Raw genomic sequence first — 24,427 nt, 5'->3', positions numbered from 1 at the left:
CCCCTTGGCGCTCCCTGACCCCGCGGACATCACCGGTTCGCCGCAATGATCTGGCGGATTTTCGCCTCGACCGCGGCATTGCCTGTGCCGGTCGCCAGCCCCTTATACGCCGCCACCGCCGGCCGCCCGACCATCGTCCCCGACGTGTCCGCGGTTTCGACCGTCGCAGTCACCGACAGCCCGACCCGCAGCGGATTGCGCCGCAATTCGCCCTTGTCGAGTGCGATCCGCACCGGCACGCGCTGCGTGATCTTGATCCAGTTGCCGCTCGCATTCTGCGGCGGCAGCAGTGCGAACGCGTTGCCGCTGCCCGCGCCCAGGCCGACGACATGCCCGTGATAGACCAGGTCGTCGCCATACATGTCCGCCGTCACCGTCGCCGCCTGTCCGATCCGCAGGTCGCGCAACTGCGTCTCGCGGAAGTTCGCATCGACCCACACCCGATCGAGCGGCACCACCGCCATCAGCGGCATGCCCGCCGATACCTGTTGCCCCAGCTGCACGGTTCGCTGCGCCACCACGCCGTCGATCGGCGCGACCACATGCATGTGACTGCGCGTGATCGCCGCGCGCCGATACGCCGCGATCGCCGCCATGACCGCCGGGTTGTTCGCCACGGTCGTCCCCGCAACGCCGCTGCGCGACTGCGCCTGCTGACTGCGCGCGAGCTGCAGCGTCGCCGCCGCCACCTTCACCTGATCCGCCGCATGGCTCAGTTCCTCGCCGGAAATCGCGCCTTCGGCCGCGGCACCCCGCCGCCGCGCGAGGTCGTTGCGCGCGCGCGCGAGCTCGGCGTCGGCCTGCGCGACGGCGGCACCCGCTTCGTTCACCTTCGAGAAGTCCGACCGGGTCGAGCGTACCGCCCGCGCCAGTTCGGCCTCGGCCGACGCGACGCCGACATCCGCGGTCGCCGCGTCCAGATCGATCAGCGGCTGTCCCGCCTTCACCACCTGCGTATTGTCGGCATGGATCGCGGTCACCTGACCTGGATCGCGCGCCGTGATCGCCACGACGTCACCGGCGACATACGCGTCGTCGGTCTCCTGTTCCGGCACCGCCAGCAGGAAATGAAACACGGCCCACACGACTGCGCCGATCAGCACGACGATACCGAGGATCGTCAGCGCGCGCTTGCGGCCCTGCGGATTGCCGGCGGGGGCGACAGGCTCGGCAGCCGGTGAAGGTGTCTGCGTATCGGTCATCGTGTCACATCCTGAAAATCGACACCGCCACCCAGCGCCAGCACGAGCTGGACGCGCTGTTGCGCGGCATTGGCGGCGAGATCGGCATCGGCCTGCTCGGCGGCGAGCAGCCGGACGTCGTTGTCGACCAGATCGAGCCGGCTATCGAGCCCGCTCGACACGCGGATCGCGTTCATTCGCCCGGTCTCGGCATAGCCGCGCACCACCTCGCGTTGCCGCGCGCGGTCTGCGTCCAGCGCGCCGATCCGCGCCACCGCATCCGCCGCCTCACGCACCGCGCCGATCACGCGCTGATTATACTCCGCGGTGGCCAGATCGAGCGCGGCCGTTGCGCCCGCCAGATCCGCCTTCATCCGGCCGCTATCGAAGATCGGTAGATGGATCGCCGGCCCGACGCCCACCGTCCCGGCATCGAGCGACAGCAGATTGCCAAGTCCGATCGCCTGAAACCCCGCCAGCGCCGCCAGATTGACGTTCGGATAGAATGCGCGCCGTGCCACCTGGCGCCCTGCCGCCGCTGCCACGATCCGAGCCTGCGCCGCCGCGATATCGGCCCGCCGCGCGAGCAGATCGGTGGGGATCATCGTCGGCGTTGGCAATACCGCATCGAGTTTCAACGCGGTCGGGCCGATTGTCGCCTGATAGTCCGCCCCACGCCCGGCCAGGGCTGCCAGCGCGTTCTTCGCCAACACCTGCGACGCCTGCGCGCGTACCAGCGCCTGCCGCGCCTGGGCCAGCAACGTGGTTGCTGCCTGTGCATCGAGCTTGCTGCCGAGCTTGTTGCGGATCCGCACATTGACCAATCGCAGCGTATTCTGACGCGTTGCGATCGTCCGGCCTGCGATCCGCGCCTGCGCTTCGGCACGTTCGAGATCGATATAGGTCTGCACCACCGCCCCCGACAGCGCGAGCCGCGCCGCCGCCAGGTCGAGCGCCGCCGCGCGCAGCGACTCCCGTGCGCCCGCGATCGCCGCCTTCTGCCGACCGAACAGATCGAGGTTCCACGACAGGTTCGCCGCTACCGTCCCGATGAACCGCGTCGTGCCCGCATAAGGTGGCGGAATCGTGTAGCGACCGCTCAGCCGCGCATATTGGTCCTGCGCGTCGAGCGTCACGTCAGGGCCGTCGTTCGCGCGGTTGGTCGCCAGCACCGCCTGCGCCTGTGCGACGCGCGCGAGCGCGGCATCGAGCGACGGACTGCCTGCCACCGCTTCGCCGACCAGCCGGTCGAGCTGTGGGTCGCCAAACCCCCGCCACCAGTCTGCCGCGATCACCGGGGCAGGGTCGGCTGACAGCCCCAGCGCCGTCCCGGCTATCGGTGCGACTCCGGTCTGCGCGGCAGGAATGGCGCAGCCAGTCAGCAGCGCCGCCGTCGTCCCGATCAGGATCGCTGCCCGTGTCATGCGCCACGTGCCGTGCTTGACGGGGATTCCAGCGTCACGCGCAGCTTCTGCATCATCATGATCAGCGTCTCCACCTCGCTCCGATCCCAGTCGACCAGCGCGCCGTTCCAATAGTCGACCGCGAGGTCGCGACAGCGCTCCGTCACCGCGCTTCCTTCCGCGGTCAGCATCAGGTTCACCACCCGCCGATCGTCGGTCGCGCGCGTTCGCGTGACCCAGCCCTGCTGTTCCAGCGTATCGACGAGCCGGGTCGTCGCGCCCTTGTCGTGCGCAAGATCACGCGAGAGGTCCGCACAGGTGCTCGCGCGCCCGAACCAGATCGACACCAGCACCGACCACTGCGTGACGCTCAACCCTTCTTTGGCGAACAGCGAGTCGAGCCCCGCCTGCACGCTCTGATGAATGCGCCGAGCCTGGAATCCCAGCGAGCAGTCCGGTCCGAAATCAGCCTTGGTATAAAAGTCCATATCGCTGCTTTGGCAACCATTGCTCAGGCAGTCAATGGGTCGCACGAGGCGGTGCGGTAAGGATCGAACCCTTGCGTGACCTTGCACCGGAGCTATGGTGCCACCTGTCGGCCCGCATTCTCGCCGATTACGAGCCGTTCAGCTCGCTCCCTCGCACCATGAAGAGGCCTTCCGATAGATGATCGTGGATAGCATGTTCGTCGATTTCGGTGTCGTTGCGGCGGGCAAACTCATCCTTGTCGGCTGGACGGTGGCCGATGGCGACCCGGTGAAGATCCGCATCGAAAGTGCCCGGGGCGGGCAGATCGGCGAGGCAGAGGTCGAGCGTTGCATCCGGTTCGATCGCGCTGACGTCGCCGAGATGTATGGTCGTGAGGCGATCGACGTGGGCTATGTCATCGGCGTCGCGATCGCGCCGTTCGCCGGGCTCGCGCTGTTCGACTCCACCGTGACGCTGACCGTATTGGGCGCCGACGATGCGGTCGTTCATACGCAGCCCTTCACGCTCGACAGGCTCGCGGTAGGACCCGGTGGTGTCGCAAATGGCCAACGTTGGCCGATCGATCTCATGATCGCCGGCACGCTGTTCGCCGCAGACGTCGCGCGCGCGCTGCAATGGGCGCTGGGCGGCGGCGTCGCGAGCGAATCCGACCATGTGTTTCTCGATTCGTGGGCGCACGTCGGCGAAGGCATGATCGTCAGCGGCTGGATCGAGAATGCGGCGGTGGCGTCGCTCGTCCTCCTGACCGACACGCTCGAGGCCGCTTGTACCGGCGGGGACCTGGCGACCTTCGATCGACCCGACGTCTCCGATGCGATGCGCCGCAAGGGCACCGCGGCGCATACCGCGAACCACGGCTTTCTCACCACCATGCCGCTGGTCGATCGAGCGACGCGGCGCGTGACCGTGCTCGTCGACGGCGGCAACATGGTGACGTCGCTCGGCACGCTGGTGCTGACCGACGAGCGGCTCGATAGCGTCGAGAATGCGCTCAACAATTTCTCCGCGCATTTCGGCGGCGGCGCGCTGCCGTCGCCGGCGGTCATGCTGCGGCACGCCAGGCCGTTGCTCACCGCGCAGCCGATACGCGCGATGACGCACGAGGTCGTTCGCGTCGTCGACCGCGACGCGCCGCCCCGTCTGTCGGTGATCGTCCCGCTTTACGGGCGGCCGTTCCTGTTGCGCGCGATCCTCGCGAACCAGGCCGCGTATCCCGACGGGACGGAGTTCATCTATGTCAGCGACGATCCGCGGCATCATCTGTTCATCCGGAATTATCTGGCCGATCGCCGCGCGCTGATTGATCGACCGACGACGCTGGTCGTCAACGGCGGCAATTATGGGTTTTCGGCGGCGAACACGATCGGCGTCGGCGTCGCGCGCGCGCCGTTGCTCCTGTTCCAGAATTCGGATGTCTGGGTCGAGGATGGCGGCGCGTTCGGTATTGCTGCCTCGGAGATCGCCGCAGGGCAGTTCGGGATCGTCGGATTCCGCCTGCTGTACGAGGACGGTACGCTCCAGCACGACGGGATGATCCTGCAGCGCGGCCGGCACGTCCATGACCTGTATGCCGCCGAGCATCCGGGGAAGGGGCTTCCCCCGCTGCCGATCGCCCCGGGCGAACCCGTCGCGATCGCCGTGCCCGCGGTCACCGGCGCGGCGATGATGATGACACGTGACTGGTACGACGCGCTGGGCGGGTTCGATCCGGGCTATGTCCGCGGCGATTTCGAGGATGCGGATCTGTGCATGCGATCGGTCGCCAAGGGCCGGCCGGTCGGTCTGGTCCGGACCGCGGGGCTGCGTCACCTCGAGCGGCAATCGCTCGTTCTCAGCGGCGGCGAGGCGTTGCGCAGCGCGATCACCTATCTAAACTGCATCCGCTTCAACGCGCGCTGGCAACAGGATTTGGCGGCGTGAAGATGCGGGTCCTTATTCTCGCACATGGCCACCCGGCATTCTCGACGGGTGGCGGCGAGCAGGCGGCGCATGCGCTGTATGCGCGGTTGCTCGGTCGCGACGACATCGCCCCGGTTCTGGTCGCGCGCGCGCCGCGCGCCGCGATCGGTCACGATGCGTCGTTCGGCGCGTTCGGCGCGAGCCCGACCGAGATCGTCGCGGATCCGCCGGGGCAGGAGCATTTCTCGCTCGAGAGCACGCATCTCGCCGTGCTCGAGACGATGGTCGGACAGCTGCTCGAGCGGTTTCGGCCCGACATCGTCCATATCGAACATCTGGCCCATTGGAGCCTCGACGTCGTCGAACTTCTCGCGCGCGCCGACGTGCCTGTCGTTCTGACGCTGCACGAATTCCTGCTGATCTGTCACAATGACGGCCAGATGATCAAGACCGATGGCCGGCTCTGTCGCGACGAGTCGCCCGCCGCCTGTTCGGCATGTTTTCCGCATCACAGCGCCGGCGAATTCTACCTCCGCAAGGCGCTGATCCTGCAGCGGCTTGCGCCCGTCGCGCGGTTCGTCTCGCCGAGCAGGTTTCTCGCCGACCGGTTCGTCGACTGGGGGCTCGATCGCGCGCGGATCACGGTGATCGACAATCCGCTGTCACCCGATCTGATCGCACAAAGCGGAGCGGTCGATCGGGCTCCGTCGCACGACGGCATGACGAGGATCGGATTCTTCGGGCAGATCAATCCCTATAAGGGTCTCGACGTCCTGCTCGATGCGGTGTCGCAGATCCCGAAGCCGCTCCGCAAATCGCTTTCGGTCGGCATCCACGGTGCCAATCTCGATATTCAGCGTGGCGATTTTCGGACGAAGATCGCCGCGCTGCTCGACGCCAACGCCGATGTGGTCGCGAATCGAGGACGCTACGCCAACACCGACGTCGTGGCACTGATGCGCCAATATGATTGGATCGTCGTCCCCTCGATCTGGTGGGAGAACTCTCCCGTCGTCATCCAGGAGGCGCTGGTCGCCCACCGGCCGATCTTGTGCAGCGCGATCGGCGGCATGGCGGAGAAGGTCGCGGGCGACAGCGTCGGCGTCACGTTCCAGCCCGGCAGCGCAATCGATCTTGCGCGCACGCTCGTCGACATCGTCGAAGGCCGGATCGTCGCGCCGGCCATGACGGCCGCCTATGCGCCCGACACCGAGCGCGCGCGCGTGACGCACTATGTTTCGGTGTTCAGGACGACGCTCGACGCAAAGCTCGCGCTGGCAGGGTAGGCGGCGAGCGCGCCCGCGTTCCATGCCCAAACCGACGTCCAGACGTGAAATCTCCCCGGCAAGTTGCGGCGGCTCACCGTCACCAGAGGGAGAGGCGATCTGCGCCCTCGACAGTCGCGTGCCCTCTCCTCCGGTCACGTTCGCCAACGTCACCCCCTCGGACGGAAAGATCGGCATTCTTCGGAGCCGACATGCAAAAAGGGCCGGGATCGCTCCCGGCCCTTTCTGGTTTTCACGGCAGGACGTGATGAAGCCACGCCGGCCGGCCTGTCGCCCTCTCGTGGCTAGCGTGCGCTAGCCACCAGCGGTCAGGCGCCAGCCACCTCGGCCGTGTCGACCTTGATGCCTGCGCCCATCGTCGACGAGATCGCGACCTTCTGGACATACTTGCCCTTGGCGCCGGTCGGCTTGGCCTTGACCACCGCGTCGACCAGTGCGTCGAAGTTCGCGCGCAGGTCTTCTGCCGGGAACGACGCCTTGCCGATGCCCGAATGGATGATGCCGGCCTTCTCGACGCGGTATTCGATCTGGCCGCCCTTGGCAGCTTCGACCGCGGCGGCGACGTTCATCGTCACCGTACCGAGCTTCGGATTCGGCATCAGGCCCTTGGGACCCAGCACCTTACCGAGGCGACCGACGATGCCCATCATGTCCGGGGTCGCGATGCAGCGATCGAAATCGATCGTGCCGCCCTGGATGATTTCCATCAGGTCTTCGGCGCCGACGACGTCTGCGCCTGCTGCGAGGGCCTCTTCAGCCTTCGCGCCGCGGGCGAACACGCCGACGCGGACGGTCTTGCCGGTGCCCTTGGGCAGCGTGACGACGCCGCGGACCATCTGGTCGGCGTGACGCGGATCGACGCCCAGGTTCAGCGCGACTTCGATCGTCTCGTCGAACTTCGACGTGGCGCCCGACCGTGCGAGACCGATGGCCTCGTCGATGCCGTGCAGCTTGACGAGGTCGACCGTGACGGCCTTCTGCTTCTTGCTCAGCTTAGCCATGATCTCAGCCCTCCACCACTTCGAGGCCCATTGCGCGGGCGCTGCCTTCGATGATCTTCGTCGCAGCGTCGATATCGTTGGCGTTGAGGTCCTTCATCTTCGTCGTGGCGATCTCGCTCAGCTGGCTGCGCTTGATCTTGCCGGCGACGACCTTGCCCGGCTCCTTCGAACCCGACTTGAGACCAGCGGCCTCCTTGATCAGGTACGATGCCGGCGGCGTCTTGGTCTCGAACGAGAACGAGCGATCCGCATAGACCGTGATGACGGTCGGGATCGGCATGCCCTTCTTCAGTTCGCTCGTGCCGGCGTTGAACGCCTTGCAGAACTCCATGATGTTCACGCCGCGCTGACCCAGCGCAGGCCCGATCGGCGGCGCGGGCTTTGCCTCGCCTGCAGGAACCTGCAGCTTGATGTATCCGGTAATCTTTTTAGCCATGTCACTCTCTTTATGTGAGCCTAGCGGTGATGGCGGCTACCTCCCGGCAACCTCCCGCAAATTTCCATCAGTGAAGGTGGAAGCCGGCGCGCATAGCGCAAAACCCGCAAAGCGGCAACACCCGCGTGCGCCCCTCTCTCGGGGGGTGATACCCGATCGTCACACGTTGTCTTACAAATTAAAACTGTAGCGAAACGGTCACCCGACTGTCGCGAGGCGGCCATAGGTGCCGCCCCGGGGGTGACGATCGATTGATCTCGCTAGGGGTTTTCCAGAATGACCATGTTTTCTCGTACCGCCGCGCGGTTGTTGTGCGGTGCTGTCGGCGTCGCCGTCCTTGGCGTATCGCCCGTATCTTCGCAGTCGCTGGTCGCCAAGGATGCCGAACCGGGCTCGCCCGCGCCGGTCGCCGCGCCCGATCCCGTACCGGCCGCGGGTCAGGACGACACGATCGTCGTCACTGGTACCGCCACCCGCTCGGTCGCGCAGATCAGCGGCGTCGACATGCAGAAGATCCTTCCCGGCGTCAGTCCGCTCAAGGCGTTGCAGACGCTGCCGGGCGTGACGTTCCTGACCGCCGATCCATGGGGCAACAACGAACAGAACATCTCGCTGTTCGTCCACGGCTTCAACGCGCAGCAGCTCGGCTACACGCTCGACGGCCTGCCGCTGGGCGACCAGAATTACGGCAATTACAACGGCCTGTCGCCGCAACGTGCGATCATCTCGGAGAATGTCTCGCGCGTGACGCTGGCCAGCGGCGCGGGCGATCTGGGCACCGCATCGACCAGCAACCTCGGCGGCACGATCGACACCTTCTCGAGCGATCCGCGCAAGGAAATGGGCGTGCAGATCGACCAGACGCTCGGCAGCCATTCAACCTCGCGGCTGTTCGCGCGGATCGACAGCGGCACCTTCGGCAACGGCAACAGCTTCTACATTTCGGGCTCGCGCCAGAAGGCGAAGGCGTGGGATTTCAACGGCATCCAGGGCGGCTATCAGGCCAATGCGAAGTTCGTCCATGACGATTCCACCGGCAAGCTGACGGTCTACGCGGCCTATTCGGACAAGACCGAGCCGAACGAGGATTCGACCGTCATCACCACCGCGACGCAAGCCACCGCGCCGTATGTCCGTCCGTTCAAGTTCCCCGATTTCCAGGGGATGCTCAACTATCTGAACTCGGGCGCGTACAAGGCCGACGGATCGAACTACAGCAACTATTACGGCGTCGCCGCGCGGACCGACTATCTCGGCTATATCAAATATGACTGGAACGTCAGCGACCGCGTGACCTTCTCGAACCAGGCCTATTACCATCACAATGACGGCGTCGGGATCATCGGTGGACCGATCGACGTCGCCGGCCTGCCCAAGCTGTTCTCGTTCTATTACCCCGGCCAGAACCTGACGACGGTGTTCGGCGGATCGGGGCTGGCGACGCGCACGACCGAATATCGCATCGCGCGCGGTGGCCTGGTGTCGACGGTCGGCATCGATCTCGGCGCGCATCATATCGAGTTCGGCGCGTGGTACGAGCATCAGAGCTCGTCGGCCTATCGCCGCTGGTATCCGTTCCCGGTCAACGACCCCACGACGCCGTATCAGCGTCCGCGCGACTCGCTGACGCCCCTGATCACGCAATATCACAGCGAAGTGCGCGTCGACGAATATCAGGCGCACATCCAGGACAGCTGGAAGCTGTTGCCGACCCTCACGCTTCAGGGCGGCGTCAAGAGCACGTTCCAGAACGCGTCGCAGCGCGTACCGACGCAGCCGATCCCGGGCTCGTTCACCGGTTCGGTCGCGCTGCCGGTCGGCAAGATCGACACGCACAAATACTTCCTGCCACAGCTCGGCGCGCTGTGGGACGCGTCCGACAACGAGCAGGTGTTCGTCAACGTCCAGAAGAACATCCGTCAGTTCCAGACCAGCGCCGCCGCCGGCCTGTCGCCATTCGCGCTCGGCAGCCAGGCCGCGTTCGATCTGTTCAAGGACAATGTCGAGCCCGAGACGAGCTGGACGTACGAGGCGGGCCTGCGCTCGCATCACGCGCTCAACCTCGGCCCGATCACCGGGTTCGAGGGCCAGATCAGCGTGTATCACGTCGATTTCAGCAACCGCCTGCTCGGCATCAGCCCGACGCCGGTGGTCACCGCGGTCGTCAGCGGCGCGGCGATCCTCCAGAATGTCGGCGCAGTGAAGACCGATGGCGTCGATATCGCCGGCACGATCCGGTTCGGCCCGCATTTCTCGTTCTACGATGCGCTGTCGTACAACAACTCGCGCTACGAACAGGATTATGTCAGCGGGACGACCACGGTCGGCACCGCAGGCAAGAAGGTGCCGGGCAGCCCGGATTGGCTTAACAAGTTTACCGCGTCGGCCAATTACGACATCTTCGACGCGCAGCTCATTGGCGATTATATCGGCAAGCGGTACGCGACCTACACCAACGACCTGGCTGTAAAGTCCTACTTCACGCTGTCGGGCCGCATCGCCGCGCGCGTGCCCTTGGCCGAAGGGCAGATCGTCAAGACCGCGACGGTCAGCCTGAACGTGACGAACATCACCAACAAGCGCGCCGCCTCGACGCTCAGCATCGGCGCAGCGAGCGGGACGTTCAACCAGTTCCCGGTTGCCCCGCGCCAGGTGTTCGGCACGATCAGCGTCGGCTTCTGATCGTATCCGAGGCGGGTGACGCCTGCCACCTTCCCCAGAGGAGGTGGCAGGCGAATCGGCTCAGTGCAGCCGCGCCGGATCGATCACGACGTGGCGGATGCGAGTCCGGTTATAGGTGTAGGTGACGTGCACCAGCCCGTCGCGAGTCTGGATCACGGCGGGATAGGCATAGCCGTCGGGCAGCGGCTTGCTCTCCAGTGTCAGCGCGTTGCGCCATCGCACGCCGTCGTCCGATAGACCGATATTGAGCGGCCAGCGCGGGCCGTCGCCGGGCCGATCCGGGGCATGCGCGCTGTGATTGTAGACGATAAGCTGCCGTCCATCGCGCAGCGTCACCGCGTCGGTGCCCGCATTGGGATTGGGCAGGTCGATCGCCGCCAGGGGCGACCAGCTGCGCCCGGAATCACGTGACCAGCTCATCGCCAGCGCACCCTGTCGTGTCCGCGCGACCAGCTCCAGCACGCCGCCGGGATGGGACAGGATGCTCGGCTGGATCGCCTCGATATGCATCGGCGAGGCGATCGCACTGCCAACCTGCCACGTCGCCCCGCGATCGGTGCTGCGCTCGATCCGGATCGACCAGATATTGGCCTCCGCGCTGCCTTCCTCGCGGCTGGACGGCGATAGCCAGCTTCCGTCGGGCGCCACCACGGGCTTGTTCTTGATCGGTCCCAGCACGCCGTCCGGCAGGCGCTGCGGCCGGCGCCAGTGTCGCCCGTCATCGGGCGAGCGCATGACCATGCCCCACCAGCTGCGCGGATTGGGTCCGACCTTGTAGAAAAGCTGCAGCTCGCCCCCGGCGGGCTGGAACAGCACCGGGTTCCAGGTCGGGAACCGTTGACCGTCAGCGGTCACGCCATCGGCGACGGCAACGGGCGTTTCCCATCCGGTCGCCCCCCGTCGCGCGAACCAGATTTGGACGTCCGGTCGGCTCTCGCCCGATCCGCCGAACCACGCCGCGGCGAGCGTGCCGTCGGGCAGCTCGACGATCGTCGAGGCATGCGCCTGCGGGTAGGGGGCGTGGGTGTAGATGAATTCGGACAGCAGGATCGGCGACCGGGCCGGCGCTGGCGTCGGTGCTGTTCGCAGTGCCTTGGCAGGAGGGTGGGCGCTGATCGGCAGCGTTATTGTACCGAGGATCGCGCAGATACCGTACCGTCGGCACGCCGATGCGCCAAAGTTCATAGCCTGGTCTCTCAAAGCCTCTCGATCTGCTGCTTCTACACCGCGCGATACCGATGCCTAAGCGGCATGTCGGGATCGACCGATAAGCCGGTCTATGCCGAGAATATCACGGGTACGAAGCCAACACCGCGCAGATCGTGCCGATGTGGTCGTCGATCCTGCGCAGCGCGGGTTCGACCGAAGTAAGTCCGTTGCGCGATTTGGAGCGCCGGACACAGGACGGGGGCGACCCGAACGACCCCACTTTCCGGTGACGTCATCGACGCCCGCCGGCCTTTGTGTCGCGAGACCGGAAAGATGCATCAGACCCAGCCGAGGCTTTTCGAATATGCATCAGGTATAGACGTGGGGAGCATATACGGAGAGCCGTTGGGCTCTCAAAACGCGACGCAAGGTGACGCCCGCGTCGCTGGGCCGGCCATCAGCCGGCCGCGATCCCTCGCGCAGGCTGGCTATGCCAGCCGCGCAGGAATTATTTACTGCGCTCGACCTGCTCGAATTCGAGCTCGACCGGGGTGGCGCGACCGAAGATCGACACCGAAACCTTGACGCGGCTGCGGTCGAAGTCGAGTTCCTCGACCAGGCCGTTGAAGGTCGCGAACGGACCGTCGAGAACCTTGACCTGATCGCCGATCTCGTAGTCGACCTTGACCTTCTGCTTGGGGGCCGCGGCGGCCTCTTCCTTGCTGTTCAGCATCCGCGTGGCTTCCGCCTCGCTGATCGCCTGCGGCTTGCCCATGCTGCCGAGGAAGCCGGTGACCTTGGGCGTGTTCTTGACGAGGTGATACACGTCGTCGTTCATGTTCAGCTTGGCGAGGACGTAGCCCGGCATGAACTTGCGCTCGACCGCGATCTTCTTGCCGCGACGGGCTTCGGTGGTGGTTTCGGTCGGGACTTCGATCTGCTCGACGAGCTGCTCGAGACCCATCCGGGTCGCCTCGGCCATGATCGAGTCGCGGACCTTGCCCTCGAAGCCCGAATAGGCGTGAATGATGTACCAGCGCGCCATGACGGAACCTTGCTTACTGAGCGAGTTTGAGGAGGGCGGAGACGATCGCTTGCAGGATCGAGTCGACGCCCAGGAAGAACAGCGCGAGGATCGTCGTCATGATCACCACCATCACGCCGGTCATGACCGTCTCGCGACGCGTCGGCCACGTGACCTTCGCGGTCTCGGTGCGGACCTGCTGGATGAATTCGAGGGGGGACGTTTTCGCCACGATGTTCTTCGAACCCGCTGATTGAGAAAGTGAGATGCGAGACATAGACCCACTAGCCGCTCCCTGTGAAGGGCCGCGGCGGCAAGTCCGTCCTCGCTGTCGGAAGCGCGGCAGATAGCTTTGGTGGCCGGGTAAAGCAAGGGCGGGGCGGGAGAGCGCTCCGGCGCGTGCCGGGGACGATGGACCGAGCGTGTCAGGCGGCGGCCAAGGAAATCGCGGGGGAGAGCGCTTGGGTCACTCGATCCCCCGCACGATCGTCTTGCCGGTGCCGGTTTCACCGGCGGCTCCGCTCCCACGGTTTCTTGTTATCGTTCGGCCTGACGACAGCGTCCAAGGTGTACGCGCAACGCGGGCAAAAAAAAAGGCCGGTACGAGACCGGCCATGAAAGTTTTTAGGAGAGGATGCCTGAAAGGCCTGATCGTTGTGCATCGCAGCACCGGATAGAGCAATTGCGAAAATTGCATTATCAAATGCAAGTTCTGCAATCGCGATACGCGTGCGACAGCGCCGTTTGAAACGGTGCAATCCAAAATCAGGTTATCAAAGGGGGTGGCAGGAGTGCTCGGATTCGAACCGAGGGCCTTCGGTTTTGGAGACCGACGCTCTAACCAACTGAGCTACACTCCTACGCGGTCGCGCCCCATACCCAGCGTTTTCGCGAAGGGCAAGCGCTTCGCGTGCAATTCGTCATCATAAGGATGATGCGTTGCACTCGGCGCGGTTTGCTCGGTAACCTTACACAGGCTTGGTGTGTGCAGGAAAGCGTAATCGTATGAAGGCGGGATCGATGTTGCTGGCGGGGCCAATCGCCGCGCTCCTGATGGGGGCTGCGGCGGTCCCGGCGGTCCCGGATCTCGGGCCACAGCTCGAACGCTTCACCTATCCATGGCCGGTGCAGACGATGGAGGTCGATATCATCGGCAGCCCGGCACAGATGGCATTCATGGATATCGCGGCGCAACGCCCCAATGGTCGCACCATCGTCCTGCTGCACGGCAAGAACTTCTGCGGTGCGACTTGGGGCAGTACCGTGCGCGCGCTGAGCGCGGTTGGCTACCGCGTGATCGTGCCCGACCAAATCGGCTTCTGCAAATCGTCCAAGCCGCGTGCGGCGCAGTATAGTTTCGAGATGCTGGCATCCTTTACCCGGCGCCTGCTTGAGTCGCGCGGGATCTCGCAGGCGACGATCGTCGGGCACTCGATGGGCGGCATGCTGGCGATGCGGTATGCGATCATGTACCCAGCGTCGGTCGAGAAACTGGTGCTGGTGAATCCGCTCGGATTGAAGGACCGCTCCGAAGAGGGCGTCCCCTATGCCGACGTCGACACGCTCTGGGCGAACGAGAAGAAGACGAGCTACGCGTCGATCAAGGCGTACCAGCTCGAGAACTACTATCACGGCGTCTGGAAGCCGTCCTATGATCGCTGGGTCTGGATGCAGGCCGGTATGTACCAGGGCGCTGGTCGCGATACGGTCGCGCTGGCGCAGGCGAAAACCAGCGAGATGATCAAGGCGCAGCCGGTCGCGCACGAACTCTACCGGATCACGCCGCCGACGACGTTGATCGTCGGGACGCTCGATAAAACGGCATTCGGTCGCGCGCAGGCGCCGGTAAGCCTGCGCAAGTTTCTCGAGCCGATCCCGATGGTCGCCCCGCGCGCGGTGAAGCAGATGCCGAATGCCAAGCTAGTCATGCTCGAGGGGCTGGGGCACTCGCCGCAGGTCGAGGATCCGACGCGATTCGAGAAGACGTTGTTGGCGGCGTTGGAACTGCCGCGCCGATAGCGGTGGTCGGTCGTTTCCAGCCACCGCAGAACATCATCGCCAATCCGCTCGATGAAGGCGCTTGCGGGCGGGGGTAAAGAAGTCGGCGGCGCGTGCCGAAGCCTCATACCAGAGTGACGAATCGGAGTTTGCGCGCGAATACCCGATTGTCGTTCGCGGCGGGCGTGCGAAGGGATCTCGCCGCCAGTGTCAGCGCGACCGTCAACGCGAGCGTCGCTGGGATCGGTACCGCGAAAGCGGCCAGCAGCGCCGCAAGTGCCGTCAACAGCGATACCCGGCGATCCTTGCAGCGGCAGGCCAGCGCAAGCGGCACGGCCATCGACGCGCCGGGCAGGACCAAGGCACAGCCGAGGGCGCAGCTCAGGGCCGCGGTCGGCACCATGTCGTGCATCAGGGGGCGGGCGGATAGCGTCGCCGTTAGCCACGCCAGGCTTCCCAGCGCAAACGCTGCCATCAAGCCCGTCAAGTCCGGCTGGCGTGCGACCGACCACATGCCGATCAGGCTGGAGGGGAGCCAGGGCCTGCCCAGTGCGATGATGGCGAAGCATGCTAAGAGCGGAACGAGCAGGAGTGCGCGGCGTGCGGCTCGTCGGCTGCTCGCCAGCCCGATCGCAAGCGGAAGGAGCATGGCGCCATACAGGGCCAGCCCACATGCCAAGCCAGCGGCCGCCAGCATCGCCTTGTAGCGACGCTCGATCGCCGCAACGAAGACGGCGATCAAGGCAAGGTCGCATAACAGGTTAGACGGAAACGACTCCGTTCCGTATGTCAGCGCCAATTCCGCCGCGACCGTCGATCCGAGAAGCGAGACGATCGGAGCGACGGGCCATCGCCGGGCAGGGTGGACGGATATCATCTCCCGCTTTTGCGCCGGCTGACGTTTCCACCATGTTAAACGCGTCGCAAGGCAGGCGCGCCGCAAACCGATTCCGGCCCGTTGACCCGAGCCGCGTCCTGACATATAGGCGCGCCCTGTTCTTCGGGAGTCTTTCCCGCCGGGCATGCTTGAACATTGCTGGATGCATTCCAGGACCTGAGGGGCGCCGTGTGCGCCTCGAATGGTCCTTTTTGTATTCTCAGGCGCCTCAATGGCTCCAGCAAAGTAACCACTTGAAAGGTGAAGGCTTCAATGCCGACGATCAACCAGCTGGTCCGCAAGGGCCGCGATCCGCAGAAGGCCAAATCGAAGGTCCCTGCGATGGAAGCAAATCCGCAGAAGCGTGGCGTTTGCACGCGCGTCTACACGACGACCCCGAAGAAGCCGAACTCGGCTCTGCGCAAGGTGGCCAAGGTTCGCCTGACCAACCAGCGCGAAGTCATCAGCTACATCCCGGGCGAGGGCCACAATCTTCAGGAGCATTCGGTTGTCCTGATCCGTGGCGGTCGTGTCCGCGATCTTCCCGGTGTTCGCTATCACGTCCTGCGCGGCGTGCTCGATACACAGGGTGTGAAGGACCGGCGTCAGTCGCGTTCCAAGTACGGCGCCAAGCGTCCGAAGTAAGCCGGGCAGGCCAGCCGGCGTAAGCCGGTCGCAATGGTATCTGACCCATCAAGGCTGAAGTTTAGAAGGAATATAAAATGGCACGTCGTCGTCGTCCCGAAAAGCGGGTCATCCTGCCTGATCCCAAGTTCGGGGATGAGGTTCTGTCGAAGTTCATGAACAGCGTCATGCTGGACGGCAAGAAGTCCGTCGCAGAGCTGATCGTGTACGGTGCATTTGAAACCGTCGAGCAGCGCGCCAAGCGCGACCCGATCGGCGTTTTCCACGATGCGCTGAACAACGTGAAGCCGGGCATCGAAGTCCGTTCGCGTCGCGTCGGTGGTGCAACCTACCAGGTTCCCGTCGAAGTGCGTCCCGAGCGTGCCCAGGCGCTGGCGATCCGCTGGCTGATCGGTGCGGCACGTTCGCGCAGCGAGAACACGATGGCCGCACGGCTGTCGGGCGAGCTGATGGATGCTGCCAACAACCGCGGCAACGCGGTCAAGAAGCGCGAAGACACGCACCGGATGGCAGAAGCCAACCGTGCATTCTCGCACTACCGCTGGTAACAGCGGGCTTCGAAGCCTAGCATTGGTAACCGTGTCACGGGCGGTCTTTCGCCTGTAACGCAAACACCTATATATTGGGGAGCCGGCACGTTCGGCTCCCCATATCCTTAAGGAAGCACGATCATGGCCCGCAGCCATCCGCTCGACCGTTACCGCAACATCGGCATCATGGCGCACATCGACGCCGGCAAGACGACGACGACCGAGCGCATCCTCTATTACACCGGCAAGTCCTACAAGATCGGCGAAGTGCACGAAGGCACCGCGACGATGGATTGGATGGAGCAGGAGCAGGAGCGCGGGATCACGATCACGTCGGCTGCAACCACCTGCAAGTGGCGCGCCGAAGAAGGTAAGGGCGAAGAGCACCTTATCAACATCATCGACACCCCGGGCCACGTCGATTTCACGATCGAAGTCGAGCGTTCGCTGCGCGTCCTCGACGGCGCGGTCGCATGCTTCGACGGCGTTGCCGGCGTCGAGCCGCAGTCCGAGACCGTGTGGCGTCAGGCCGACAAGTACGGCGTGCCGCGCATGTGCTTCGTCAACAAGCTCGATCGCACCGGCGCCGATTTCTACTTCTGCGTCAACTCGATCATCGATCGTCTCGGTGCGCGTCCGGCGGTGCTGTACCTGCCGATCGGCATGGAAGGCGGCTTCAAGGGCCTCGTCGACCTCGTCGAGAACCGCGCGATCATCTGGCTCGAAGAGAGCCTCGGCGCGAAGTTCGAATATGCCGAGATCCCCGAGGACATGGCCGAGAAGGCTGCGAAGTATCGCAGCGAGCTGATCGAGATGGCCGTCGAGCAGGACGATGCTCTGATGGAAGCCTATCTCGAGGGTAACGAGCCGAGCGTCGCCGACCTCAAGAAGCTGATCCGCAAGGGTACGCTCAGCATGGCATTCGTGCCGGTGGTCTGCGGTTCGGCGTTCAAGAACAAGGGCGTTCAGCCCCTGCTCGACGCCGTGGTCGACTATCTGCCTTCGCCGCTCGACGTTCCCGCGATTCAGGGTCTGAAGCTCGACGGCGTGACGCCGGACGAGCGTCCTTCGTCGGACGACGTGCCGTTCTCGGCGCTGGCGTTCAAGATCATGAACGATCCGTTCGTCGGCACGCTGACCTTCGCGCGCATCTATTCGGGCAAGCTGGAGACCGCATCGCAGGTCACCAACTCGGTCAAGGACAAGAAGGAAAAGGTCGGCCGCATGCTGCTTATGCATGCGAACAGCCGTGAGGACATCCAGGAAGCCTTTGCTGGCGACATCGTCGCTCTCGCAGGCCTCAAGGACACCACCACGGGCGACACGCTCTGCGCGATGAACGCACCGATCATTCTCGAGCGGATGGAATTCCCCGAGCCCGTGATCGAGCTTTCGGTGGAGCCGAAGACCAAGGCCGATCAGGAGAAGATGGGCGTCGCGCTCAATCGTCTCGCACGCGAGGATCCCTCGTTCCGCGTGTCGTCGGACCCCGAGTCGGGTCAGACCATCATCAAGGGCATGGGCGAGCTCCATCTCGAGATCCTGGTCGACCGCATGAAGCGTGAGTTCAAGGTCGAGGCCAATGTCGGCGCTCCTCAGGTCGCGTATCGCGAATATCTGAAGAAGCCGGTCGACGTCGATTACACGCACAAGAAGCAGTCGGGCGGCACCGGCCAGTTCGGTCGCGTGAAGGTCAAGGTCACGCCGGGCGAGCGCGGTTCGGGCATCACGTTCAAGGACGAGATCAAGGGCGGCAACATTCCGAAGGAATATCTGCCTGCGATCGAGAAGGGCTTCCGCGAGACGGCTGCTTCGGGTTCGCTGGTCGGCTTCCCGATCATCGATTTCGAGATCGTGCTGTATGACGGCGCGTATCACGACGTCGACTCGTCGGCACTGGCGTTCGAAATCTGTGCACGTGGCGCCATGCGCGAAGTGGCACAGAAGTCGGGCATCACGCTGCTCGAGCCGGTCATGAAGGTTGAGGTCGTCACCCCGGAGGATTATCTGGGCGACGTCATCGGCGACATGAACAGCCGTCGTGGCCAGATCCAGGGCACCGACAGCCGTGGTAACGCGCAGACGGTCGAGGCGATGGTGCCACTGGCCAACATGTTCGGCTATGTGAATTCGCTCCGCTCGTTCACGCAGGGCCGTGCACAATACTCGATGCAGTTCTCGCATTACGACGAAGTGCCGCAGAACGTCGCCGACGAGGTGAAGGCGAAACTGGCTTAACCCTTTAAAGGGGTAGGGCTAGCGTCAGGCTTTAACAGCCGCTATGGGGCCGCGTTCGCGCGGTTCCCGGTGTGGCACCGGAATACGAATCAGAAGGTAGGAAACAATGGCCAAGGCAAAATTTGAGCGGAACAAGCCGCATCTCAACATCGGCACCATCGGTCACGTCGATCATGGCAAGACGTCGCTCACCGCTGCGATCACGAAGGTTCTGGCAGAGACGACCGGCGGTACCGCTGTCGACTTCGCCAACATCGACAAGGCTCCCGAGGAGCGCGAGCGCGGCATCACGATCTCGACCGCACACGTCGAGTACGAGACGGCCAACCGTCACTACGCGCACGTCGATTGCCCGGGCCACGCCGATTATGTGAAGAACATGATCACCGGCGCAGCTCAGATGGACGGCGCGATCCTCGTCGTTTCGGCGACCGATGGCCCGATGCCACAGACCCGTGAGCACATCCTGCTCGCACGCCAGGTCGGCGTGCCCGCAATGGTCGTGTTCATGAACAAGGTCGATCTGGTCGACGACGAGGAAATCCTCGAGCTGGTCGAGATGGAAATCCGCGAGCTGCTCAGCTCGTACGACTTCCCGGGCGACGACATCCCCGTCATCAAGGGTTCGGCAACCTGCGCGCTGTCGGGTTCGAACCAGAAGCTCGGCGCCGACGCCGTCACCGAGCTGATGCAGGCTGTCGACGACTACATCCCGCAGCCCGAGCGTCCGCTCGACAAGCCGTTCATGATGCCGATCGAGGACGTGTTCTCGATCTCGGGTCGTGGTACGGTTGTCACCGGCCGCGTCGAGACCGGCATCGTCAAGGTTGGCGAGGAAGTCGAGATCGTCGGTATCCACCCGACCGTTCGCAAGACCACGGTCACGGGCGTCGAGATGTTCCGCAAGCTGCTCGACCAGGGCCAGGCTGGCGATAACGTCGGCGCGTTGATCCGCGGCGTTGCACGCGACGAAGTCGAGCGTGGCCAGGTGCTCTGCAAGCCAGGCACGATCAAGCCGCACACCGACTTCAACTCGGAAGTGTACGTGCTGTCGAAGGAAGAGGGTGGCCGTCACACGCCGTTCTTCGCCAACTACCGCCCGCAGTTCTACTTCCGTACGACGGACGTGACCGGCACCGTCGAGCTGCCCGAGGGCACCGAGATGGTCATGCCAGGCGACAACGTGTCGCTCGGCATCAAGCTGATCGCACCGATCGCCATGGACGTGGGCCAGCGCTTCACGATCCGCGAAGGCGGCCGTACCGTCGGTGCAGGCGTCGTGAGCCAGATCGACAAGTAAGCGTCTTCTCCTTCGGGAGTTGATCGAAAAGAGCCCGGCTTCTCGCGAGAGAGGCCGGGCTTTTTTGTGTTTGGTGGGCATCGCGCGGATGGCGCTCGAAAAGCTTGATTGACGCCGGCCGCGATCGCCCACTTGCGGATGTGGCCGTATTCCGACAAATGCCTCGGCATGAAACCTGACCGCTTCGAATGGCTACACCAAGAAAAATCACGGGTGGCCCGCGAAGGAACAGGTCGTCAGTTCGTGCAGTATCAGATACGCCAGCACTACCTTCGCAGTATCGGTATCTTCGGGGTCATGCTCCCGGTAATCTTGATCATGACGAAATTGCCGACTCAAACCGAGGGGCCGCTGAAACCACTCCCTCTACTTTTTGTTGGATTAGGCACCGTTACCATTGGTGCGGTTGGGCTACTAACGGGCGCCCGTCGTTGTCTGGTCGGTTGGTGGGCTGTATCGACGGCGATCAGTTTTGGCGTGCTGCTGGCTGTGGGGAGCGCTCTTGTCTAAGTTCGCTTTTCTCTCAATCCTCCCCCGCTAGGGGGAGGTGGCGCCGGAGGCGTCGGAGGGGGAGGGGGGATTAGCTCTCGAAGGTAGTTCGCCGTTCGACTGCGACGGACGTGACCTGGCGGACGACGTCGTCGAGGTTGGCTAGCATTTCGCGGGCGGGGTAGTGGAGGACGCGGATGTTTTGGGCGACTAGCCAGGCGTCTCGGGTTGCGTCTCGTTCGGGGCGGTTGCCGTGGTTGTGGGATTCGCCGTCGACTTCGATCGCGAGTCGCGCTGGGGCGCAGTAGAAGTCGAGGACGTAGGGGCCTGCTGCGTGTTGCCGGCGGAAGCGCAAGCCTGCCTCGTTACCTCGTAATGCCAGCCACAATGCTATCTCGTGCGGGGTCATCTGTTTCCGCAGCCGCTTGGCGTTGCTGCGGACGGTCAGGATCCATCGAGTCGCATCGCCTTCCTCCCCCTCCGTCACGCTTCGCGTGCCACCTCCCCCTGGCGGGGGAGGATTGGTAGGTAGCACGGTGTTCGACAGATCGAGCCGGAAAACCCGCAACCGCCGGTTGCATTTCACCCGACTCTCCCGTAATGGCCCGCCTTCGGTTTAAACATCAACCAGCAAGAGCCCGGAAACGGGCCCGCTCTTTCGCATCGGTAGGGACTATGGACAGCAATATCCGCATTCGTCTGAAGGCGTTCGATCACCGTGTGCTCGATCAGGCCACTGGCGACATCGCCGACACCGCACGCCGCACCGGCGCGCTCATCCGCGGTCCGATTCCCCTTCCGACGCGCATCGAAAAATTCACCGTGAACCGCGGCCCGCACATCGATAAGAAGTCGCGCGAGCAGTTCGAGGTGCGCACGTACAAGCGTATGCTGGATATCGTCCAGCCGACGCCGCAGACGGTCGATGCGCTGATGAAGCTGGACCTCGCCGCTGGCGTTGACGTCGAGATCAAGCTCGCCTAAGGGCTGGCGCGGCGCGGTCGACCGGTAACGGTCCCGCGCCGTTCGACATTGGGATACCGCCGTCGGTGCAAACCGACGGGGCAGCGTCCCCCGTCACGTTTCTGCGTTTGCAGAAACACCAGCCCGGGACGGGGCGCGTTTCGTATTTACCGGGTTGATCCGACTCCATTCAGGGCTTTGGCCGGGAATGGGGTCAGGTGGATGCATCATGGAGCTTCGCTCCGGACATGGTCCGCAAGCCCCCGAGGAATAGTCCGACGGGGCCTCTGTCTAGGAAGGGACAAGATCATGCGTACTGGCGTGATCGCGAAGAAGATGGGGATGACCCGCCTGTTCCAGGAAGATGGTCGGCACGTGCCGGTCACCGTTCTGGCACTCGAAGGCAATCAGGTCGTTTCCGTTCGCGAAATGGATCGTGACGGCTACACTGCCGTCCAGCTTGGTGCAGGCGTTGCCAAGTCGAAGAATGTTGCAAAGCCGCAGCGCGGCCATTTCGGCAAGGCCGAAGTGGAGCCCAAGGCTGTCGTCCATGAGTTCCGTGTGAACGCAGACGGCCTGCTCGACGTTGGCGCCGAGATCTCGGCCGACCACTACGTCGCAGGCCAGATCGTCGATATCCAGGGCAAGACCCAGGGTAAGGGCTTCCAGGGCGGCATGAAGCGTTGGGGCTTCGGCGGTCTGCGGGCAACCCACGGCGTGTCGGTCTCGCACCGTTCGCTCGGTTCGACCGGTCAGCGCCAGGATCCGGGCAAGGTCTTCAAGAACAAGAAGATGGCCGGCCACATGGGCGACAAGTATCGCACCCAGCAGAACCTCGAGATCGTATCGACGGACGTCGAGCGTGGTCTCCTGTTCGTCAAGGGTTCGGTTCCTGGCTCCAAGGGCGGCTGGCTCTTCGTCAAGGACTCGGTGAAGGTCGCGCGCCACGCCGACGCACCGTTCCCCGCCGGTCTCAAGACCACCAACAGCAACACTGCAGCAGACACGCCGGCCGAAACGACCGACGCACCTGCAGCCGACGGCCAGGAGGGCTGAGCGTGAAGATCAAGGTTTCATCTTTCGCCGGTACCGACGCTGCGGACATCGAGCTCAACGACGAGGTCTTCGGCCTTGATCCGCGCGCCGACATCCTGCACCGTGTCGTCACCTGGCAGCTCGAGAAGCGTCGCGAGACGGCTCGCGGCACCCGTGAGCGCGCAGACGTCGCCCGCACCGGCAAGAAGTTCGGTCGCCAGAAAGGCGGCGGTACGGCGCGTCACGGCGATCGTCGCGCACCTGTGTTCATCGGTGGTGGTAAGGCACACGGCGCCCGCGTCCGTGACTTCAACCCGTCGCTGAACAAGAAGGTTCGCGCACTCGGTCTGCGCATGGCGCTCAGCAGCCACGCCAAGGCGGGTTCGCTGGTCATCATGGACAGCCTGGCTGTCGAGGGTGGCAAGACCAAGACGCTGCTCGGCGATCTCGCCAAGCTCGGCTTCGGCAAGCGTGCGCTCGTCATCGACGGCGACATGGTCGACACCAGCTTCGCATTCGCTGCGGGCAACCTGTACGAAGTGAACGTGATGCCGGCAGCCGGCGCGAACGTTTACGACATCCTGAAGCATGACACGCTGGTGCTGACGCGCGCCGCTGTCGAAAAGCTGGAGGCGCGCTTCCATGGCTAAGAAGCAGAAGGCGGGCATCGATAATCGTCATTACGACGTTATCCTGGCCCCGCATATCACCGAGAAGACGACGACCCTGTCGGAGCACAACGCGGTGGTGTTCAAGGTGTCCAACGACGCCACGAAGCCCGAGATCAAGGCGGCCGTTGAGGCGCTGTTCGACGTGAACGTCGTCGGCGTGAACACGCTCGTCCAGAAGGGCAAGACCAAAAAGTGGAAGGGCACGAACTACTCGCGCTCGGACATGAAAAAGGCAATCGTGACGTTGAAGGACGGTCAGTCCATCGACGTGACGACGGGGATCTGAGGCCATGGCACTCAAGCATTATAATCCGACATCGCCGGCACGCCGCGGTCTTATCCTGGTCGACAAGTCGTCGCTCTGGAAGGGTCGCCCCGTCAAGGCGCTGACCGAAGGCAAGCACAAGACCGGCGGTCGTAACAACAAGGGCCATGTGACCTCGCGCGGCATCGCCGGCGGTCACAAGCAGAAGTACCGCTACATCGACTTCAAGCGTCGCAAGTGGGACGTCGAAGGCACCGTCGAGCGGATCGAGTATGATCCCAACCGCACCGCGTTCATCGCCCTGGTCAAGTACCCGGACGAGGAACTCGCCTATATCCTGGCGCCGCAGCGTCTGGCCGTCGGCGACAAGGTTCTCGCGGCCAAGAAGACCGACGTGAAGCCGGGCAACGCCATGGAACTCGGTCAGATGCCGGTCGGCACCATCGTCCACAACGTGGAGATGAAGCCGATGAAGGGTGGCCAGATCGCCCGTTCGGCCGGCACGTACGTGCAGGTCGTCGGTCGCGACAAGGGCATGGTGATGGTTCGCCTGAACTCGGGCGAGCAGCGCTACATCCGCAGCGATTGCATGGCGACGGTTGGCGCGGTCTCGAACCCCGACAACCAGAACCAGAACCTGGGCAAGGCCGGTCGTTCGCGCTGGATGGGTATCCGTCCGCTGACGCGCGGTGTCGCCAAGAACCCGGTCGACCATCCGCACGGCGGTGGTGAAGGCCGTACCTCGGGTGGCCGTCATCCGGTTACGCCGTGGGGCAAGCCGACGAAGGGTGCGCGTACGCGTCACAACAAATCGACCGACAAGATGATCATCCGGTCGCGTCATTCGACGAAGAGGAAGGGCTAAC

The 24,427-nt window shown here is 64.2% G+C and carries 24 protein-coding genes and 1 tRNA gene; 14 read left to right on the top strand and 11 right to left on the bottom strand.

Translation table 11 applies throughout. The features are described from left to right. Positions 1-29: 29 nt before the first annotated feature. Genes ASF00_RS00340 through ASF00_RS00330 form a run of 3 tightly spaced genes read right to left on the bottom strand, consistent with a single transcriptional unit; the run spans position 30 to position 3,072 of the window. The gene (locus ASF00_RS00340) at positions 30-1,202 is read right to left on the bottom strand and encodes an efflux RND transporter periplasmic adaptor subunit (protein ID WP_055872679.1); all 1,173 of its coding nucleotides are present in this window, start codon (positions 1,200-1,202) and stop codon (positions 30-32) included. Then, positions 1,199-2,605 carry an efflux transporter outer membrane subunit gene (locus ASF00_RS00335; RefSeq protein ID WP_055872678.1) on the bottom strand — a complete coding sequence of 469 codons (1,407 nt, stop codon included), beginning with the start codon at positions 2,603-2,605 and terminating at the stop codon, positions 1,199-1,201. The genes ASF00_RS00340 and ASF00_RS00335 overlap by 4 nt, the downstream gene beginning before the upstream one ends. Further along, positions 2,602-3,072 carry a MarR family winged helix-turn-helix transcriptional regulator gene (locus ASF00_RS00330; RefSeq protein WP_055872676.1) on the bottom strand — a complete coding sequence of 157 codons (471 nt, stop codon included), beginning with the start codon at positions 3,070-3,072 and terminating at the stop codon, positions 2,602-2,604. Before ASF00_RS00330 ends, ASF00_RS00335 begins: the two co-directional genes overlap by 4 nt. 193 nt (positions 3,073-3,265) lie before the next feature. Between ASF00_RS00330 and ASF00_RS00325 the strand changes: the two genes are divergently transcribed. Together ASF00_RS00325 and ASF00_RS00320 are read left to right on the top strand one after the other, a co-directional pair. Beyond that, positions 3,266-4,993 carry a glycosyltransferase family 2 protein gene (locus ASF00_RS00325; RefSeq protein WP_235525617.1) on the top strand — a complete coding sequence of 576 codons (1,728 nt, stop codon included), beginning with the start codon at positions 3,266-3,268 and terminating at the stop codon, positions 4,991-4,993. A 2-nt stretch (positions 4,994-4,995) separates the two neighbouring features. Further along, positions 4,996-6,258 carry a glycosyltransferase family 4 protein gene (locus tag ASF00_RS00320; RefSeq protein ID WP_055872671.1) on the top strand — a complete coding sequence of 421 codons (1,263 nt, stop codon included), beginning with the start codon at positions 4,996-4,998 and terminating at the stop codon, positions 6,256-6,258. 308 nt (positions 6,259-6,566) lie between these two features. On the opposite strand, the gene rplA is transcribed toward ASF00_RS00320, so the two are convergent. Continuing rightward, positions 6,567-7,259, bottom strand: coding sequence for a 50S ribosomal protein L1 (rplA, locus tag ASF00_RS00315; protein WP_055872669.1), 693 nt, complete (start codon positions 7,257-7,259; stop codon positions 6,567-6,569). 4 nt (positions 7,260-7,263) lie between these two features. Next, on the bottom strand, positions 7,264-7,695 hold the full coding sequence (gene rplK / locus ASF00_RS00310; RefSeq protein WP_031392847.1) for a 50S ribosomal protein L11: 432 nt from the start codon (positions 7,693-7,695) through the stop codon (positions 7,264-7,266). Positions 7,696-7,971: 276 nt separating this feature from the next. On the opposite strand from rplK, the gene ASF00_RS00305 reads away from it, so the two are divergent. Continuing rightward, on the top strand, positions 7,972-10,377 hold the full coding sequence (locus tag ASF00_RS00305) for a TonB-dependent receptor (protein WP_235525501.1): 2,406 nt from the start codon (positions 7,972-7,974) through the stop codon (positions 10,375-10,377). Between the two features lie 60 nt (positions 10,378-10,437). Here ASF00_RS00305 and ASF00_RS00300 read toward each other — a convergent pair whose 3' ends face one another. The 4 genes from ASF00_RS00300 to ASF00_RS00285 form a co-directional block, all read right to left on the bottom strand. Further along, positions 10,438-11,562, bottom strand: a complete 1,125-nt coding sequence (locus tag ASF00_RS00300) for a sialidase family protein (RefSeq protein WP_082463137.1) — start codon at positions 11,560-11,562, stop codon at positions 10,438-10,440. A gap of 472 nt (positions 11,563-12,034) precedes the next feature. After that, the gene (gene nusG / locus ASF00_RS00295; RefSeq protein WP_055872668.1) at positions 12,035-12,571 is read right to left on the bottom strand and encodes a transcription termination/antitermination protein NusG; all 537 of its coding nucleotides are present in this window, start codon (positions 12,569-12,571) and stop codon (positions 12,035-12,037) included. Positions 12,572-12,584: 13 nt separating this feature from the next. Beyond that, the gene (gene secE / locus ASF00_RS00290) at positions 12,585-12,782 is read right to left on the bottom strand and encodes a preprotein translocase subunit SecE (protein WP_055872665.1); all 198 of its coding nucleotides are present in this window, start codon (positions 12,780-12,782) and stop codon (positions 12,585-12,587) included. Between the two features lie 551 nt (positions 12,783-13,333). After that, positions 13,334-13,410, bottom strand: a tRNA-Trp gene (locus tag ASF00_RS00285). Positions 13,411-13,555: 145 nt separating this feature from the next. Here ASF00_RS00285 and ASF00_RS00280 point away from each other — a divergent pair. Then, entirely contained in the window at positions 13,556-14,569 is a 1,014-nt protein-coding gene (locus ASF00_RS00280) for an alpha/beta fold hydrolase (RefSeq protein WP_055872663.1), read from the top strand. A gap of 103 nt (positions 14,570-14,672) precedes the next feature. On the opposite strand, the gene ASF00_RS00275 is transcribed toward ASF00_RS00280, so the two are convergent. Beyond that, entirely contained in the window at positions 14,673-15,290 is a 618-nt protein-coding gene (locus tag ASF00_RS00275) for a hypothetical protein (protein ID WP_156348120.1), read from the bottom strand. Positions 15,291-15,698: 408 nt separating this feature from the next. On the opposite strand from ASF00_RS00275, the gene rpsL reads away from it, so the two are divergent. The 5 genes from rpsL (at position 15,699) to ASF00_RS00250 (ending at position 20,648) form a co-directional block, all read left to right on the top strand. After that, positions 15,699-16,070 carry a 30S ribosomal protein S12 gene (gene rpsL / locus ASF00_RS00270; protein WP_010164594.1) on the top strand — a complete coding sequence of 124 codons (372 nt, stop codon included), beginning with the start codon at positions 15,699-15,701 and terminating at the stop codon, positions 16,068-16,070. Between the two features lie 77 nt (positions 16,071-16,147). Beyond that, positions 16,148-16,618, top strand: coding sequence for a 30S ribosomal protein S7 (gene rpsG, locus ASF00_RS00265; protein WP_055872660.1), 471 nt, complete (start codon positions 16,148-16,150; stop codon positions 16,616-16,618). A 123-nt stretch (positions 16,619-16,741) separates the two neighbouring features. Then, positions 16,742-18,838 (top strand): elongation factor G, encoded by a 2,097-nt coding sequence (gene fusA, locus ASF00_RS00260; RefSeq protein WP_055872657.1) that lies wholly within the window; start codon positions 16,742-16,744, stop codon positions 18,836-18,838. Between the two features lie 106 nt (positions 18,839-18,944). Continuing rightward, positions 18,945-20,138: an elongation factor Tu gene (tuf, locus tag ASF00_RS00255; RefSeq protein ID WP_031393767.1), complete on the top strand. Its 1,194-nt coding sequence runs from the start codon at positions 18,945-18,947 to the stop codon at positions 20,136-20,138. Between the two features lie 168 nt (positions 20,139-20,306). Beyond that, entirely contained in the window at positions 20,307-20,648 is a 342-nt protein-coding gene (locus ASF00_RS00250; RefSeq protein WP_156348119.1) for a hypothetical protein, read from the top strand. Positions 20,649-20,718: 70 nt separating this feature from the next. Here ASF00_RS00250 and ASF00_RS00245 read toward each other — a convergent pair whose 3' ends face one another. Continuing rightward, positions 20,719-21,114, bottom strand: a complete 396-nt coding sequence (locus ASF00_RS00245; RefSeq protein WP_235525499.1) for an endonuclease domain-containing protein — start codon at positions 21,112-21,114, stop codon at positions 20,719-20,721. A 188-nt stretch (positions 21,115-21,302) separates the two neighbouring features. Here ASF00_RS00245 and rpsJ point away from each other — a divergent pair, with 188 nt between their 5' ends. The 5 genes from rpsJ to rplB all read left to right on the top strand — a co-directional run bounded on the left by rpsJ (position 21,303) and on the right by rplB (position 24,426). Continuing rightward, entirely contained in the window at positions 21,303-21,611 is a 309-nt protein-coding gene (gene rpsJ, locus ASF00_RS00240; RefSeq protein WP_007406109.1) for a 30S ribosomal protein S10, read from the top strand. A 288-nt stretch (positions 21,612-21,899) separates the two neighbouring features. Next, complete coding sequence (gene rplC / locus ASF00_RS00235; protein ID WP_055872654.1) at positions 21,900-22,646, top strand: 50S ribosomal protein L3; 747 nt, start codon at positions 21,900-21,902, stop codon at positions 22,644-22,646. Positions 22,647-22,648: 2 nt separating this feature from the next. Next, positions 22,649-23,275, top strand: coding sequence for a 50S ribosomal protein L4 (gene rplD, locus ASF00_RS00230; protein WP_055872651.1), 627 nt, complete (start codon positions 22,649-22,651; stop codon positions 23,273-23,275). Beyond that, positions 23,268-23,582 (top strand): 50S ribosomal protein L23, encoded by a 315-nt coding sequence (locus tag ASF00_RS00225; protein ID WP_031393763.1) that lies wholly within the window; start codon positions 23,268-23,270, stop codon positions 23,580-23,582. The genes rplD and ASF00_RS00225 overlap by 8 nt, the downstream gene beginning before the upstream one ends. 4 nt (positions 23,583-23,586) lie before the next feature. Continuing rightward, positions 23,587-24,426 carry a 50S ribosomal protein L2 gene (gene rplB / locus ASF00_RS00220; RefSeq protein ID WP_055872649.1) on the top strand — a complete coding sequence of 280 codons (840 nt, stop codon included), beginning with the start codon at positions 23,587-23,589 and terminating at the stop codon, positions 24,424-24,426. Position 24,427 lies beyond the last annotated feature (1 nt).

The organism is Sphingomonas sp. Leaf34 (genome assembly GCF_001421805.1).
Lineage (GTDB): Bacteria > Pseudomonadota > Alphaproteobacteria > Sphingomonadales > Sphingomonadaceae > Sphingomonas.
This window is presented reverse-complemented; position numbering and strand designations above follow the sequence as displayed.